This window comes from Chryseobacterium sp. MA9 (assembly GCF_024399315.1).
In the GTDB taxonomy this organism is placed as follows: Bacteria; Bacteroidota; Bacteroidia; order Flavobacteriales; family Weeksellaceae; genus Chryseobacterium.
This window is the reverse complement of sequence record NZ_CP075170.1, coordinates 3,472,210-3,488,365: the sequence shown is the minus strand read 5'-3', so window position 1 is coordinate 3,488,365 and position 16,156 is coordinate 3,472,210. Positions and strand designations below refer to the sequence as shown.

Here is a 16,156-nt window from a genome sequence, read left to right as displayed (position 1 = left end):
TACTTATGTAAAAGCAATCTTATCTGTATTTTTATGAAATTAATAATCCATCCAGGATTTGAAAATAGAAGCTTTTTCCCGGCTTACAATGACTTCCATATCGGGCTGTTTCCTCAGTTCCAGCTTTAATTTTCCATTAAAATGATTAAAAATCTGCTTTACGGAATTGATATGAATGATAAATTGTCTGTTGGCCCGGAAAAAGAATTTGGGATCCAACTGTTTTTCAAGTTCTTCCAACGTTTGCGGAACATTCTCAACCACTCCGGTATTCAGCATCGCTTTGCTCATTCCCAATTCAGTATAAAAGTATAAGATGTCTTCTGCCAGAACGGTTTTATATCCATCTCTGTGGGCAATCAGAAAGCGCTTTCTGTAATCTTTCGGCTGGATATAATTCAGCAGTCCTTCGATGGCCGTTCCTACTACCGGAACAGCTTCCATAAAAGTTTCGTAGCGCTTTAAAGCAGCATCCAACTCTTCTTCTTCAATAGGCTTCAGAAGGTAATCTACACTGTTGTATTTGAATGCCTGTACTGCATATTCATCATAGGCCGTGGTAAATATGACTGCACTTTTAATTTCATGTTTATTAAATATTTCAAAGCTGAGTCCGTCTGCAAGACGTACATCCATCAGGATAACATCCGGAACGACATTATTTTCCAGCCAATGCACTGTTGAGGTTATCGAATCTTCCACAGACAGGATTTCGATATGGGGTCTTAACTTCAACAGCAGTCTTTTTAATCTATCAGCATTGGGTCTTTCGTCTTCAACTATTAAAACTTTGTTAATCTTCATATCAATGGGAGTTTTACAATAAATTTATCTTCAGTTTTTTCGATAACAGGTTTAGGATATCCTAAAATTTCGTATCGCGCAATTATATTGGTAAGTCCTACTCCTGAGGAATCCGGCTTATTGATCAAAGGCAAAAATGTATTAGAAACGACTAATTCTCCTTCAGCGTTTGTATAAACATGGATTTCCAGAGGGTTTATTTTAGAGGTTTGATTATGCTTAATAGCGTTTTCAACCAGTAATTGTAAAGACAGCGGCAGGGTAAATCTGGATCTGTATTCGTCATGAATATTTATTTTGAATATAACGCCTTCGCCAATTCTTTTTTCAATCAGAAATATGTAGGATTCTAAAAATTTAAGTTCCTCTTCTACTGCAATAATATCTTTTTTGGAATTGACTAACAGGTATCTGTATACTCTTGCAAATTTCTCGGAATAATCATAGCCCAACTGCTGATCTTCCAGGATGAGTTCTGACAATACACTTAAGTTATTGAAAATAAAATGGGGATCTATCTGCAGCTTAAGCGCCTGAAGTTCTGCTGCCATCGCAGCCTGCTTATGTTTGGAAGCCCTCAGTTTATGCTGGGCCGCTTCTACTGCTGTTTTTTTCCAGTTTTCAAGTAAATAATCCACGGTATTAAATGCACTGATAATCAATGATATTACAATATTGGTTGCGATCCATTGGCCGAGAAGCGTATATTCTTTTCGGGAATCCATTTCAGGCAATGTCACTGAAGTACAGTCTACAATGGCATTAATAATAATCACAATCATGACACTACCTACAATCTGCAGCAAACACTGAATGAGCAGTCGTTTTATGGTTCTGTCTCTCCAGGGAAGCAGTTTATTGAGCGTCCTGTCTATAAATATACTTACCTCGGAAATAATGATAGAAAAAAAGACAATCCAGGTAGCATCTTCCAGAATCATCTTTAGCGGAGCGTCCAAATATCCTTTCCAAACGGGGTCAAAGGGATCAATAAGGTAGGAAAAAACACAGAAAGTGACTACTGCTACGGCCCAGATTACGAGCCTTCTTTTCATGGTGGAAAGAATCTTCTTATTCCGTACTATATTTTTCCTGATGGTAGAAATCCTATTCATATCTGGGACTTTATGAATGTAAATATAGAAATAGATTTTATATGGGTATCCTCTATTTTAGACGAGACCGCCAAAACGGTACCTGAAACGTAAAATAGCAGCGTTAAAATGGATGTGACGGTTCATCACCTGAAAAAGACATTTCATCATCATTTTATGCAATGTCACCCTATTTTTATGACCGGGCAACTGCTGTGTATCATAGTTTTGCAGTATTAAATCCGGTACAATGAAAACAATAATTGTCTGCACAGATTTTTCCCAGGAAGCTGAAAATGCCACTCATTACGCAGCATCTATGGCTAAAGAGAATAAATACAGTATCATACTTTTTAATCTGCAAACCGTTTCTATTCATGCTTTGAACGCACAGGTTTCGGCAGATTTTTTCTATACTCAAACGCTTAAAAACCAGAACAAACTGGAAGATAAAGCGAGTGAACTAAAGACTCTTTACGCTATAGATACCGGACATCATCTGGCTTCCGGCAATTTCATGGAAGAACTTGAAAACTGCATACAGCTTCACGAATGCGATTTTATTGTGATGGGCATGGCCGAAAAAACTCTTGAGCAAAAGCTTTTAGGAAATAGTGTAACAAGAGCTATTCATAAAATAAAGAAACCCATATTAATTGTTCCTGCCCATATAGAATATACAGGAATCAGGAAGATTCTTTTTGCCTACGATACGCACAAAAGCATGACCTGGTCTGCAATGAACGATATTTATTATTTCATTAATGAATTTAATGCAGAGGTTGAGGTATTCAATGTAAGTGAAAGCTTAGAAGATTTTGCTGAAGTCATTCATGATACTGATCTGAATTCCGGATATGATCTGGATGATATTAAATACAGTTTTAAAATGATTCAATCCATCGAAGTCATCAGGGCAATTGAAGAGGAAATAAGACTGACGAGCCCGGATCTTCTAACCATGGTCCCATATAAATATAATCTTGTGGAATCTCTTTTCCACCGCAGTAAAACAGCCATTATGGCGTACAAAAATAAGGTACCATTGCTATCGATACCACTAAATATAGATTAAGGTCAATAAAAATCTGTTCACATTTGAGTTATCCTTTTTGCCTTTAAAGGCTAAATTTTACACTTAATCTTGTTTGACAGGACCGGAAATTTCTTCCCGGTCCTGATTTTTATACTCATCTTCGGAATCAAACAACAATTACCATTTTAACAACCATAATTAATATTTTTTTTAAAAACCAAAATAAATCGACAATTTAAATTCATAGGAGTATAAAAAAGCCGTAAATTTAGTAAAGGATAAAAAACAGTGTTTTCCCTCTTTTTTATAGTTATGTCGTTAGCTAATTTTGTTCCATAAAATTAAAAACCATAAAAATGAAAACTTCCTTTTTTGCTAAGATTTTAAGTTTGCTCTGTGCAGCATTTATTCTAACCCTCTGTATGCTAAGCTGCACCCGCTGCTCTGAACCACCTAAAGAACCCGTTAGTGACAGTTATAAAAAGAAACTGATCAGCTACCGTGAAGGCCGGGTCCTTTTTGATGAATACACCAGGACCAATCATGAAATTCTCATGAAGTACAGAAACGGTGAACCTGACTCCCGATGGTACTGGTTTTCGCTGGAAGACATGGAAGGATATATTAAATATGTAAAAGAAAATGCCAAAAAACAAAAATTAAAAAACCCGGGAATCAGGATTTATATGGGAAAATACCCGATGAATCATCCTAAAAACAGAATGGCAAAACCTGAATATGCAGGTTATCAGACTATATTTTTAGTTCCTACTGCTCAAAAAAGAGAAAGAACCAATGCATTGTCCAGATCAGCCACCACCGAGGAAAATACAGATGTTCCTTCTATAGAATCTATGAACATGACCAATCTGGCACCTCCGCCAAAAACTCTGTCAGGAACAATGCCTTAAAAACACAAAATTATGAACTGGAATATTGAAACAGGGAAACAGATATCGATGATCCTATCTATCATAGTAATGCTTTTAATGGTCATAAAATATAGAAAAACCAGAAAAGAGAACTTATTTTTTATTATTGGATATCTGTTGTTTTCCCTGATTGATATTTTCTGTTATTTCTACTACGACCTGACAAACCTGCCTACGGACATATTTTATGTAATTGGGTTTTTAATGATCGTATTCTTTTTATATTTATTTTATTATCATCAATTATTATATGTTCCGCTGCTCAAAAAGATACAGACTATCATCCTGATTCTTTTTGTCCTCAATATTGCTGTAATGTTTTACACGGAAGATGATCTGCTTCATCATTTTTCTTTTAATATGCTGTATGTAGATATTCTTCTGTTATTATTTTCAATTATTTTGTTCCTGTACCAAACCTTTAATTCTGATAAAATACTTGAAATTAAAAACTATTTACCTTTCTGGATATCAGTGGCTTTACTGATCTTTTTTATTGGAAGTATTCCGATACTCTTTTTCAGAACTACTGTTTCGGAGACTATATATTTCTTCATTTTATTTATGCTGAATCTGATCAGTAACGGTATACTTATATTAGGCTTAATTTGGAACAAACAAGAAAAAATCAGATAAATCCTTTTCAGATATGGAAGAGAATAATTTGGTCATCATCTTTACGATTACTTTATTCATCGTTGTTTTAACAATGATCTTCATTTATGCTGTTTTCATCAAGAAAAAGACAACATTGCTGATAGAGCAAAAAGAAAAAGATTTGCGGTTTGAAAAAGAGCTGGCCACTTCACAGGTAGAAATGAAGGAACAGACCCTGAATTATATCGGACAGGAATTACACGATGATCTGGGACAAAAACTTTCCGTAGTCCGGCTGCGACAAAACCAACTGATTACCAAATTAAAAAACAATGAAAAAGAGGACCTGATTGAGCTCAATGAACTATTGGGCGAATGTATACAGGATATAAGAAACCTATCTAAAACATTAATTACTGAACAGATTATTCATTTCGGATTGGCAGAATCAATAGAAAGAGAAGTTCAGCGGATCAAAAAACTGAAATTATTAAAAATAGAGTTCATTACCCAGAAACAGGATATTGATATTTCCCCAAAACATGGTCTGATTCTTTTCAGAATTGTCCAGGAAAGTATCAACAATATCCTGAAACATTCCAAAGCCAAAAATGTTTCCATACAAATTGAAGATGACTGTGAAAAATTACATATCAGCATTTCCGATAACGGAAGAGGCTTTGATACCAACAGCATTCAGGACGGTTCAGGATTAAAAAACATGGAACTGAGAGCAAAACTGATTCATGCCGAACTGTCTATACACTCAGAATTGAATAAAGGAACACAAACTTTGATAACCTATCACAAAAATTTATTATGAAAACTATCCCTATAGCGATCGTTGATGATCATACCTTAATCTCCAAAGCTTTGGAAAATATGATCACAGAAAACACTCAATATCGGGTAATTATGAATCATCCCAACGGAGAAGAATTTATTGCAGGTGTGGAAAAAGCTTCTGAATTACCCGCCGTAGTACTGATGGATGTTAATATGCCTTATAAAAACGGTATAGAAACTACAGAATGGCTTACCGAGCATTATCCCGACATTAAAGTCATTGCCCTGACAATGGATGATGATGAAAAAGTTCTGATTAGAATGCTGAAAGCAGGTGCTAAAGGATATTTATTGAAAGACATGCAGCCTTCTATTCTATTCCAGGCCATAGACACCGTATTTGAAAAAGGTAGTTTTTATACTGATTTTGTGGCCCAGAAATTATTGAAAGTAAAAACAGAGGAAATGAAAAATGCCTCCTTGCTTTCTGAATTGAAAGACAGAGAAAAAGAATTTATAAAATGGGCATGCAGTGAACTTACTTATAAGGAAATTGCTGACAAAATGTGCCTGAGTCCTAAAACAATAGACGGCTACCGAGATTCTGTTTTTGTAAAACTGGATATAAAAAACAGAGCAGGTCTGGTTCTTTTTGCTTTGAAACATGATCTGTGCTGACTTCATTTTTAATCTTATTTCTTATCTTATAAAATAAACATCTTTACATTCTATTTACATATCCGGCAGCTTTTCAAGCTGCCGGATTTTTATTCCATAACACACTCATATACAATTAAAAAGGTGTTTTCCCTTTTCTAAAATACGGTTTTCTCCTCTGTTTTCGTCCTTCGGAATGATGGAAATTTGTCATAGAAAAAAACACAGAAAGGCAGCACCTGAAAAGCCGAAACAGAGTAGGGAATATTTTTAAAACTAATACAATGAAAAAAGCACTTATCGTAGGTATTAATGATTATGCACCCATCGGTTACGGAGGTCCGGACCTTAATGGCTGTGTAAATGATGCGAGAGATATGGCAAATACATTGGTTATTTGTGGTTTTAGTCCGGCAAAGATTAAAATTCTGACCAATCAAAATGCAACAAGAGCGAATATATTGAACTATCTGAAATCCATGATCAGCACAAGTGTAAAAGGTGATTCTCTGGTTTTTTATTATTCAGGACACGGAACGAGAGTGGCCAATATAGGATCAGATCTGGAACTGGATGGTTTGGATGAAGCAATTTGCCCACATGATTATGCCAATAACGGAGTCATCCGAGATGATGATTTTAAAACCGTTCTCAGCAAACTGAAAGCCGGGGTTAATATGGAAATCATCTTCGACTGCTGTTATTCCGGAACAGGAACCAGAAAAATGGACCTGGGACTGGAAGCAGATTTTCTCAACGAAACCGCCCGTTATATCCCGCCAATGCTCGAAGATGAATTTTATCTGACGTACGCCAGTGAAATGGAATCTTCTAAAAATTCAAAAAAATCAACGGTTCTTACTAAAGCTCTTATCCCTGTTACCGGAATGAATCATACGTTATGGGCCGCAGCGAAAGACAATCAGGTATCTATGGAAGGTAGTATCAGCGGACAAATACGAGGGTATTTCACCTATCACTTCTGTAAAATATTACGTGCCACCAATGGAAACATCGTCCGAAAAACACTTGATAAACAGGTTGCCATCGCATTAGCAGCTATGGGAGCAGCTCAAATCAACCAAACAGAAAGCATCACTGCAGAATTTTCACAAAAAATATTCACTTAATCATAAACCATTACCGGCGGAATCCGAAAAGCCTTCAAAAGAGTAGGAACACACTAGATTAAAAATAATAATCATGTCTAAAATTGAAAACAACAACCCAATGACCGCTGAAGAGTTTCTAAGACTTAGAACTGTTAAAGCAAAATCAACTGAAAAACCGTCAGCAATTGAAAAATTATTCAGCCAGGCCCCTGCTATGGAAACCATTAACGGAAGAACTTTCCCGAAAGGAATGAAAACAATAGGAATGCCTATGGATGAAAAAACAGCAGAAAACCGATCTCTGGAAACCGATCATTTCTACCCTACCCATGCTGATTTTGAATACAATCCAAAACTGGAACCTAAAAAAGACCGTAAACCAAAATTCATTGAAAGAGATTCTTTCCTGACTCCGGAAAATGCAAGAACTATTTTTGGAGCAGATCAAAGAAAAGTATATAACTCTACAGCCTATCCGTGGAGATGTGTCGGCAGAGTAGAAAGTTCTTTAGGTTCAGGAAGCGGTGTAATGATAGGGCCAAGACACCTTCTTACCTGTTCTCATATTGTAGACTGGCAGCCTAATAATACAACAGGATGGCTGAAGTTCACACCCATGTATTATAACGGAAGCGCTCCTTACGGAACTGCTTGGGGAACATTAACTTATTATAAGTACAAAGTAGCTGGGCCTACCATAGACTCTACTGAGATTCAATACGATTATGTAGTAATTGTATTAGACAGACCTATCGGAAACAGCACAGGCTGGTTAGGCTCAAAATCCTACTCAGATTCGTGGGATGGAGGAGCTTACTGGACTCACGCAGGATATCCGGGAGATCTTACAGGAACACAAAGACCAACGTACCAAACAGGTATCGCACTGGATGGAGATTTCTGGAGTGCTGATGACAACCAAAGCATGAGCCATAAAGCAGATATATGGCCTGGACAAAGCGGAGGTCCTTTTTGGGGATATTGGGACGGTTCTCCGTATGCTGTGGCTACTCAAAGCGCGCATAATCCAAGCGATAATTTTGCAAGTGGCGGCTCAGATTTAGTAAATCTGGTCATCAGAGCAAGAAATGAACATCCTTAATTTATTTTTTTAGTTTAAATAGAATCCCGTCTTTTAAGGCGGGATTTTTATGCTATCTAAATTTAGTTCTGTTATAATTGTCATTTTTAAGTAATCTTTCTGTGTATTCTCAATATTTTAATACATTTGTTATTAAACATATTTCAGATGAATTTCGAGCAGATCAATTTACACCTTGACGCTTACAAAGAACACAACCAGATTCTGGATGCAGCAAAATATCTGATCCATTCTTTTGACCTGGAACATGAAAATTTTGCAGGCTTCGGATTCAGGGAAGAACTCTCTCCTACTTCTATGCTTCTTACAGCAGAAGGAAATTTGGGAGGACCTCAGACCGTAATGATCCCACGGAATTTATTTGATTTTGACCTTAACCTTGTTCTGAATATGGTTGCCCACGAAATGCTTCATGTAAGGCAGAAAGCCCCCGGACAAGTCATTGAAGACAAAAATGAAAGAGAATTCCAGGCCTATTATGAGATGCTTTTTCACAAGGTGTTTCCACAAATACCGGAGGTTTCAGATTTTCATAAAAAATTCTTCGGAGGAAAGGCGTTGGAATATTACAAAAGAATGGGTGAAGGCTCAGTGTTGCAGCAAAAATATGCAGAACAGAAAACAGAAGTAGAACATTTAATCAACGAATTACCATGACAGTAAAACCAGACATTACCTGGGCAGATTTTGAAAAAATAGATATCAGATGTGGAACCATTATTTCAGTAAATGATTTTGAGAAAGCAAGAAACCCGTCTTACCAGCTGGAGATAGATTTCGGAGATTTAGGAATCAGAAAATCAGCTGCACAAATTACTTCTCTTTATGAAAAAGAAGAACTGATAGGAAAACAGATTTTAGCCGTTGTCAATTTCCCTAAAAAGCAGATTGCCAATTTCTTCAGTGAATGTCTTGTGTTAGGATTATATGGTGAAGACAAAAAAGATGTCACTCTTTTAGCCCCTTCATTACCTACAAAAAACGGAATGCAGGTAGGATAGATACCCAACAAAAACACATATGATACAGAACATACCCTTAGAAAGAGTTTTATTCCTTGATATTGAGACCGTTCCACAGGCTGGATCATGGGACGAATTATCCGAAACAGAACAACACCTGTGGGATAAAAAAACAAAATTCCAGAGAAAAGAAGATATCACAGCGGAAGAATTTTACGACAGAGCCGGTATTATGGCTGAGTTTGGAAAAATCATCTGCATTACTATCGGAATGGTTGAAAAGAATGATACGCTTAAAATAAAAAGCTTTTCCGGACATGATGAAAAGAAATTACTTCAGGAATTCGGAGAAATTTTCAACAGCCCAAGGCTTCACAATATTATTCTCTGCGCTCACAACGGAAAAGAATTTGATTTTCCCTGGATTGCCAGACGATACCTTATCAATGGGATGCAGCCCCCGACTCCCTTTCAGATGTTTGGGAAAAAACCCTGGGAGGTTCCTCACATAGATACAATGGAACTTTGGAAATTCGGGGATTATAAGAGTTTTGTATCTCTGGAATTACTGGCTCATGTCTTTGGAATTCCTACTCCGAAAGATGATATTGACGGCTCAATGGTTTCATCAATTTACTACATAGAAAAAGACTTGCAGAGAATTGTAGACTATTGTGAAAAAGATGTCTTAACTTTGGCAAATATTTTCCGGCGCATGCGTCAGGAAGATTTGTTGAAAAGGAATATCAATCTAGATTAAAAAATGAAATTTACAGACGATCAAATTGCTGACATTGGTGAGGAAATCATTGGTGTGCTGAAAACCGTATATGACCCCGAAATTCCGGTAGATATTTACGAATTAGGGCTGATTTATGATGTCCAGATCTCCGATGATGCTGACGTAAAAATTATAATGACACTTACTACTCCCAATTGTCCTGTTGCAGAAACACTTCCTCAGGAAGTAAAAGATAAAGTAGCTGAAGTAGAGAACGTAAAAAGTGTAGATTTAGAGCTTACTTTCGAACCGAGCTGGAATAAGGATATGATGAGTGAAGAGGCCAAGTTTGAACTGGGAATGCTGTAAAATCATTCAGAAAAATGATAAAGAAAATTGCAGCAATAGCCCTTGCTTTCCTTGGAATATATATGCTTTATTTAGGAGCGCAGATGAAAGCACAGCCTCCTTTTATTACAGGATTAGGATTTATCATTATTTCTCTTTTTCACTTGAGTAAAAAATAAGTACAACGTAATGTGTACACATAAAAAAGGATGTCTTATCGGACATCCTTTCTTGTTTTCTATAATTATACTTCTTTTGCTATTTCCTTTCCTTCTCTCCTGCTCCACTCACTCCAAGAACCTACATAGAGATCCGGCACCGGGAACCCTGCATAATCCAGTGCTAAAATAGTATGACAGGCAGTCACTCCCGATCCGCAGTGAATAATCAGATGTTCAGGTTTATTTTCTAATAACTGCTTGTATTTTTCTTTTAAAACTTCCGGATTCAGAAACTTTCCGTTTTCATCAAGATTTTCAGAAAAAGGAATATTGATCGCACCAGGAATATGCCCGGCAACCAGATCAATCGGCTCTGATTCTCCTTTATAACGATAAGCATCTCTTACATCAACAACAGTAGAAGAATTATTTTTCAATTCATTTTCAACAACTTCAAGGCTCGAAACCGGAAGACTCCAGTGATCTTTTTTGATTAAAGAAGCCTTATCAAATGCCTCTTCTCCAGAAGAAAACTCTAATCCTTCTTTTTCCGCCGCCTGCATTCCGCCATCAAGAACCTGAACTTTTTCAAATCCGAAAGATCTTAACATCCACCAGGCACGTGCCGCTGCATTCGAAGCATTTTTATCATCATACACAATGATATGAGCACCTTCTGATATTCCAAGATCTGAAAGTGTTTTGCCAAATTTTTCTACAGAAGGAAGCGGATGTCTGCCTCCAAAAGCAGCATTCTCTCCTATCTCAGCCAGATCTTTATCCAGATCAATGAATCTGGCTCCTTTAATATGTTTTTCAAGGTAATTCTGCTTTATCTCTTTTCCAGTTCTTGCATCAAGAATGACAAGATTTTCTGCTGGAATATTTTTGAATTCGGATGATGAGATTATTGGAGACATTTTGTTGATTTTGGAGTTAAAATTTAATTATGTTTTAGCTAAAGCCATTTGTATTTCAATATAGTAAAGCGGGTTTTAGCCCGCTCCTATTGTTTTTTCCCACAGATTCTGCTGATTGTGCAGACCTCTTTTCTATTTATGAGATTGATTCTTTTTAAAAATGAAAAATATCCTTCGCCTTGTTATAAGAGCTTTCAAAATTCAGAAGATTCAGTTTATGATCTACTTTTTCTACACTCATAAAATTGATCACCTGCTCTGTAGGCATATTTCCTACAAGATCATCTTTAGCCATTGGACATCCTCCGATTCCTTTGATGGCACTGTCAAATCTTCTGCAGCCTTTATCATAAGCTGCTTTTAATTTTGAATAGGAATCCTCATAACGGTTATGAAAATGCCCGCCGAAGTTGATTTCAGGATATTTTGAAGGTATTTTTTCAAACAAAAGAGCAATCGTTTCGGGAGTTGCCACTCCGGTAGTATCTGACAATAAGATATCTTTCACTCCAATATCTGAAAATCGTTGTGCCCAATGATCAACATCTTCCCACTTCCACATTTCACCGTATGGATTTCCAAAAGCCATGGAGAAATAGATATTCAGCTGTTTCCCTTCACTTTTTACCAGATCAAGCATTTTAATAATTTCATCAAAAGCTTCTTCCTGGCTTTTATTGGTATTTCTGTGCTGAAAAGTTTCGGAAATAGAAAACGGAAAGCCAAGAATATCAACAGACTGGTGTTTCAATGCTTTTTCAGCACCTCTGTAATTGCCGATAATTGCGGAAACTTTCGTTTTGGAGCGTGATTTGTCAATATTTTTGGCTACCTCATCAGAATCAGCCATCTGTGGAATTGCTTTTGGAGAAACAAAACTCAGACAATCCAATACATCAAAGCCAACATCCATCAAGGAGTTGATATAATCTATTTTTTTATCGGTAGGGATAAATTCTCCCCATCCCTGCATGGCATCTCTAGGACATTCGGTAAGAAACATTGTTACTTTTTGATTTTCTCAAATATAATAAAACTAAACTACTTAGTATACTGTACATACAAAGCTAACACTATTTTGATTTTCAAAGTTTTATATCTGATTTATAATTTCAATAATTGATATTAAGTCGCAAATAACGTATTCTGAGCATCAAATTTGCTAACTTTGTTAAAATTTATGATATCTGATGAGTACAATAGAATTCAACCCATTGTGGAAAGAGAAATTACTGAACCGTTTTCTTAGCTATGTAAAAATATATTCAACCAGTGATGCAGAAAGCGAAACAACACCTTCTACTCCTCGCCAGTGGGATATTGCCAATTACATTACGGAAGAGTTGAAAACCATCGGCCTGGAAAATGTTTCAATTGATGAGCACGGTTATATTATGGGATATGTTCCTTCTAACCTTGAAAATGATGACAGACCTACGATCGGATTTATTTCACACTATGATACTTCACCGGACTTCAGTGGAGAAAATGTAAAACCTCAGGTTTGGGAAAATTATGATGGAAATGATCTTCTTTTGAACCACGTTACAGGATTCACATTATCCCCTTCAAGATTTGAAAGTTTAAAAAAATATATCGGACAAACGTTAATTACCACTGACGGGAATACTCTTCTTGGTGCTGATGATAAAGCAGGTTGTGCAGAGATTGTAACTGCTGCTGAGTATCTTATTGCTCATCCGGAAATCAAACACGGAAGAATTGCTATAGGATTTACTCCTGATGAAGAGATCGGAAGAGGAGCGCATAAATTTGATGTAGCTAAATTTGGTGCAGAGTGGGCCTATACAATGGACGGCGGGGAAGTTGGAGAACTGGAGTATGAAAACTTCAACGCTGCCGGAGCTGTAGTAAAAATCCACGGATTGAGTGTACACCCAGGTTATGCTTACGGAAAAATGATCAATGCAGCTCTTTTAGCAGCTGAGTTTGCCCAAATGCTTCCGGCTAACGAAACTCCGGCAACGACAAAAGGTTTTGATGGGTTTTATCATCTAATGGATATTACAGCTGATATCTCTGAAGCTAAACTTCAATACATTATCCGTGATCATGATGCAGATAAATTTGAAGCCAGAAAAAAATTCATGGAGGGAAAAGTAGCTGAGTTCAATCAAAAGCACGGTGAAGGAACTGCTGAAGTGGAAATCAAAGAGCAGTACAGAAACATGAAGCAGCAATTTGAAGGTAAAATGCATATTGTAGATCTTGCAGCAAAAGCAATGACTGAAGCTGGTATTGAGCCTAAAATCAAAGCAATCAGAGGGGGTACAGATGGCGCTCAGCTTTCTTATATGGGACTTCCATGCCCTAATATTTTTGCAGGAGGAATCAACTTCCATGGGCCATACGAATACGTAGCTTTGGAAAGTATGGAGAAAGCAACTGAAGTAATCATTAATATTGTAAAAGCTTAATAAATCATGAAAAAGGTCTTAGCATCAGCATTCATTTTCACTTTTATTTTCGGCAGTGCCCAGATTTCTGAATTTCAAAGGGCAGATTCACGCTATGAAAGAAAGAAAACGGCTCTGTATAACAAATATCCTAAGCCTAATGATTTAAGAACGAAGAAAGAATGGCTTTTGACAGAAGATAAAATAGCAGCTTACAAAGAAGCTTTAGATAAGGCCTCTCTTGAAGATCAGAAAATGATCGCTGCAGATCCTCCGGCAAAAGCAAAAGTTACTAAAGAAGCTGAATACGATAAGGGTAGGGCAGCCTTTCAAAAATTATTATATGAAGCTGTTGATCTTGATTTTTTAAACTTTTCTTCGGAGACTTACAAAGCAACAATAACTTTTGTTGTTGACTCTAAGGGGAACGCCCTAGATCCTAATGTAAAAGGAAATAATGAGGATGTAAATGCATTTATTGAAGCCGCTTTTTACCGGATTAAAAATAAAGGCAAGTGGAAACCAGCAGAAGACAAAGGGAAGCCAGTCTCTTCAAATGTTTCTGTTCCTTTAACACTATCCTTTAAAAAATAATATACAGAACCCGCTACTATGATGGCGGGTTTTCTTTTTTGTATTTTTCAAAATATCATTGAAAACCATTATGTTATTGATACTAATTTAACACTATTCTTTTGTAAGCTTTAAATAATTCACCTAATTTAGAGAAATCTTAAAATCACTGTATATGAAAATGAAATCTAACCACTTCAAAATCAACAGAAAATTTTACTTTCCCTTTCTTTTATCTATTTTCTGTTTGTTTCTTATAACGTCTTGTTCTCAGGATGATCCCGCGGATGATCCTGTTGAAAAACCTGCAGAGTCTGTACATATGAAGACTTTGGGAAATCTGACCTTACAGAAGAATGTTATTATTCTGAATGATGAATCGGTAAATGCAATTTCCACTCATAATGACGGAGAAATTACATTTGGCCGAACGACTCCGCAAACAGACAGCATTTCGGTAGGAACCGTTATTGTAGGAACTAAGATTGAAGGTGATCAGGTGAGTACCATCCTTTCAAAAGTAAGTTCTGTTTCTAAATTGAATAACCAGTTTAAAGTACAAACTTCCAGTGCAAAACTTGAAGAATTTATCTATAGTGGAACACTGAGTGGAGTTTATGATCCATCAGGTAAAGCTCCAGTTAATATTGATGGAAGAATGGTAAATTACGTACCTGTAGAAGGTATGGTTTCAGAAGAAATCAATCGTAAAATACTTTCTATTGAAGCCAAAAACATTCAAAATCAAAAAATAGTTGCCTTCAACCGTTTTAATTTTGATAAAACTTTTTCCTTTCCTTTATCTTCGGCAGGAACTTCCAGCGTGAATGTAAAAGGTGGGTTCACTCCAAAAATTGATTACAATATTACATTCTCATGGGGACATTTAGCTGATTTTTATGTCAATCTTATCATGGATGATATCCAGCTTAAAAGCTCTGCAAGTATTGTAGGAAGCCTGGGTTACACAGCAAGCACTACAGATTACCTGAATATTCCTATTGTTCCTATTGTTTTGGGGCCTACAGGGTTGATTTTAAGCCCTACTCTTTCTGCCGGGCCATTTCTGGGAGTACAGGCTACAGGAAAAGTACAGGGACAGCTTTTGGATCTTGAAGGAAATGCCAACTTTTTGGTAAGCAAAACTCCAGCGATTAATATCAATCTTCAAAAGAAATCAGATCCTGCCATCACAGGAGCAGAGGGAAACTTATCTGCTGAAGCAGGCTTAGAGGCAAAAGGAGCTGTAGGACTGATGTTTATTTCTATTCCTATTGCTAATTCCGGATTGAGAGGAAGAGCTTCTGCCCTTTCTTCTTTAGGGTTAACATTCATTCCTGAAAGAAAAGGCGTGATCTCTGTAAAAGGCAAAATTCAGGCTGATATGTTTTATGGTTTTGGAATATCTCCTCTCAGATATGAAGGGACCATTCCTCTTTTCAAAAAAGAATATATGCTGTATCAAAAGGATTTCAGTTTCTAAAACAAAACTTTATATCTATCATAAGAAAGCCGCTCTTGTAGTGGCTTTCTTCGTATAATGTATCTGCATGCAATTCATTTACAATCCATTAAGACAATTTTATTATATTTACAAGGATGTACAATTTTAAACAATAACATTTAACACCAAATTAATCATGAAAACAATGAAAAAACTTTTGAGAAAGGACTTATCTGTAATTCTGGGCAGTGGAATAGACGGATGCCATATGGGAGGCAACTCTTATAATTGTCAGGACGACTGCCAGTGTGCCTGGGGATATGCATGTGAAATGTATGAAGACGGAAATCCGGGACAATGCATCGCTGTAGGAGGTGGTGGAAACCCTGGCGGAGGTGGCGGAGGATGCAATCCTCCTTCTATTTGTGAAGAACAACCGTATTAGTAATAGCAAACCGGGAGTATCACTACTCCCGGTTTTTTATTTTTC

The 16,156-nt window shown here is 36.7% G+C and carries 20 protein-coding genes; 16 read left to right on the top strand and 4 right to left on the bottom strand.

What is annotated here, in order from left to right; translation table 11 throughout:
- Positions 1–39 precede the first annotated feature (39 nt).
- Positions 40–804, bottom strand: coding sequence for a LytTR family DNA-binding domain-containing protein (locus tag KIK00_RS15960; RefSeq protein WP_255813355.1), 765 nt, complete (start codon positions 802–804; stop codon positions 40–42).
- Complete coding sequence (locus KIK00_RS15955; RefSeq protein WP_255813354.1) at positions 801–1,919, bottom strand: sensor histidine kinase; 1,119 nt, start codon at positions 1,917–1,919, stop codon at positions 801–803. Before KIK00_RS15955 ends, KIK00_RS15960 begins: the two co-directional genes overlap by 4 nt.
- 229 nt (positions 1,920–2,148) lie before the next feature.
- On the opposite strand from KIK00_RS15955, the gene KIK00_RS15950 reads away from it, so the two are divergent.
- The 12 genes from KIK00_RS15950 (at position 2,149) to KIK00_RS15895 (ending at position 10,330) form a co-directional block, all read left to right on the top strand.
- The gene (locus KIK00_RS15950; RefSeq protein WP_255813353.1) at positions 2,149–2,973 is read left to right on the top strand and encodes a universal stress protein; all 825 of its coding nucleotides are present in this window, start codon (positions 2,149–2,151) and stop codon (positions 2,971–2,973) included.
- A gap of 317 nt (positions 2,974–3,290) precedes the next feature.
- Positions 3,291–3,845 carry a hypothetical protein gene (locus KIK00_RS15945; RefSeq protein ID WP_255813352.1) on the top strand — a complete coding sequence of 185 codons (555 nt, stop codon included), beginning with the start codon at positions 3,291–3,293 and terminating at the stop codon, positions 3,843–3,845.
- A 12-nt stretch (positions 3,846–3,857) separates the two neighbouring features.
- A complete protein-coding gene (locus KIK00_RS15940; RefSeq protein WP_255813351.1) occupies positions 3,858–4,502 on the top strand; it encodes a hypothetical protein in 645 nt (214 codons plus the stop codon).
- Positions 4,503–4,515: 13 nt separating this feature from the next.
- Positions 4,516–5,286 (top strand): sensor histidine kinase, encoded by a 771-nt coding sequence (locus tag KIK00_RS15935; protein ID WP_255813349.1) that lies wholly within the window; start codon positions 4,516–4,518, stop codon positions 5,284–5,286.
- Positions 5,283–5,927, top strand: coding sequence for a response regulator transcription factor (locus KIK00_RS15930; protein WP_129038916.1), 645 nt, complete (start codon positions 5,283–5,285; stop codon positions 5,925–5,927). Before KIK00_RS15935 ends, KIK00_RS15930 begins: the two co-directional genes overlap by 4 nt.
- A 263-nt stretch (positions 5,928–6,190) precedes the next feature.
- Positions 6,191–7,036: a caspase family protein gene (locus KIK00_RS15925; RefSeq protein WP_255813346.1), complete on the top strand. Its 846-nt coding sequence runs from the start codon at positions 6,191–6,193 to the stop codon at positions 7,034–7,036.
- Positions 7,037–7,109: 73 nt separating this feature from the next.
- Entirely contained in the window at positions 7,110–8,120 is a 1,011-nt protein-coding gene (locus tag KIK00_RS15920) for a serine protease (protein WP_255813345.1), read from the top strand.
- Between the two features lie 147 nt (positions 8,121–8,267).
- Positions 8,268–8,777: a hypothetical protein gene (locus KIK00_RS15915; RefSeq protein WP_255813344.1), complete on the top strand. Its 510-nt coding sequence runs from the start codon at positions 8,268–8,270 to the stop codon at positions 8,775–8,777.
- The gene (locus tag KIK00_RS15910) at positions 8,774–9,121 is read left to right on the top strand and encodes a tRNA-binding protein (protein WP_255813343.1); all 348 of its coding nucleotides are present in this window, start codon (positions 8,774–8,776) and stop codon (positions 9,119–9,121) included. Before KIK00_RS15915 ends, KIK00_RS15910 begins: the two co-directional genes overlap by 4 nt.
- Positions 9,122–9,140: 19 nt before the next feature.
- Positions 9,141–9,842 carry a 3'-5' exonuclease gene (locus KIK00_RS15905; RefSeq protein WP_255813342.1) on the top strand — a complete coding sequence of 234 codons (702 nt, stop codon included), beginning with the start codon at positions 9,141–9,143 and terminating at the stop codon, positions 9,840–9,842.
- 3 nt (positions 9,843–9,845) lie between these two features.
- Positions 9,846–10,172, top strand: a complete 327-nt coding sequence (locus tag KIK00_RS15900) for an SUF system Fe-S cluster assembly protein (RefSeq protein WP_034691980.1) — start codon at positions 9,846–9,848, stop codon at positions 10,170–10,172.
- Positions 10,173–10,186: 14 nt separating this feature from the next.
- Positions 10,187–10,330, top strand: coding sequence for a hypothetical protein (locus KIK00_RS15895; protein WP_255813341.1), 144 nt, complete (start codon positions 10,187–10,189; stop codon positions 10,328–10,330).
- Positions 10,331–10,395: 65 nt separating this feature from the next.
- On the opposite strand, the gene KIK00_RS15890 is transcribed toward KIK00_RS15895, so the two are convergent.
- Both KIK00_RS15890 and KIK00_RS15885 read right to left on the bottom strand, forming a co-directional pair.
- On the bottom strand, positions 10,396–11,232 hold the full coding sequence (locus KIK00_RS15890) for a sulfurtransferase (RefSeq protein WP_255813340.1): 837 nt from the start codon (positions 11,230–11,232) through the stop codon (positions 10,396–10,398).
- Positions 11,233–11,386: 154 nt separating this feature from the next.
- Complete coding sequence (locus KIK00_RS15885; protein WP_255813339.1) at positions 11,387–12,235, bottom strand: hydroxymethylglutaryl-CoA lyase; 849 nt, start codon at positions 12,233–12,235, stop codon at positions 11,387–11,389.
- 187 nt (positions 12,236–12,422) lie between these two features.
- Between KIK00_RS15885 and pepT the strand changes: the two genes are divergently transcribed.
- The 4 genes from pepT (at position 12,423) to KIK00_RS15865 (ending at position 16,111) form a co-directional block, all read left to right on the top strand.
- A complete protein-coding gene (gene pepT, locus KIK00_RS15880) occupies positions 12,423–13,670 on the top strand; it encodes a peptidase T (RefSeq protein ID WP_255813338.1) in 1,248 nt (415 codons plus the stop codon).
- A 6-nt stretch (positions 13,671–13,676) separates the two neighbouring features.
- Positions 13,677–14,243, top strand: a complete 567-nt coding sequence (locus KIK00_RS15875; protein ID WP_255813337.1) for an energy transducer TonB — start codon at positions 13,677–13,679, stop codon at positions 14,241–14,243.
- Between the two features lie 154 nt (positions 14,244–14,397).
- Positions 14,398–15,705, top strand: a complete 1,308-nt coding sequence (locus tag KIK00_RS15870) for a hypothetical protein (protein ID WP_255813336.1) — start codon at positions 14,398–14,400, stop codon at positions 15,703–15,705.
- Between the two features lie 166 nt (positions 15,706–15,871).
- Positions 15,872–16,111, top strand: coding sequence for a hypothetical protein (locus KIK00_RS15865; RefSeq protein WP_255813335.1), 240 nt, complete (start codon positions 15,872–15,874; stop codon positions 16,109–16,111).
- The last annotated feature ends 45 nt before the right edge of the window (positions 16,112–16,156 follow it).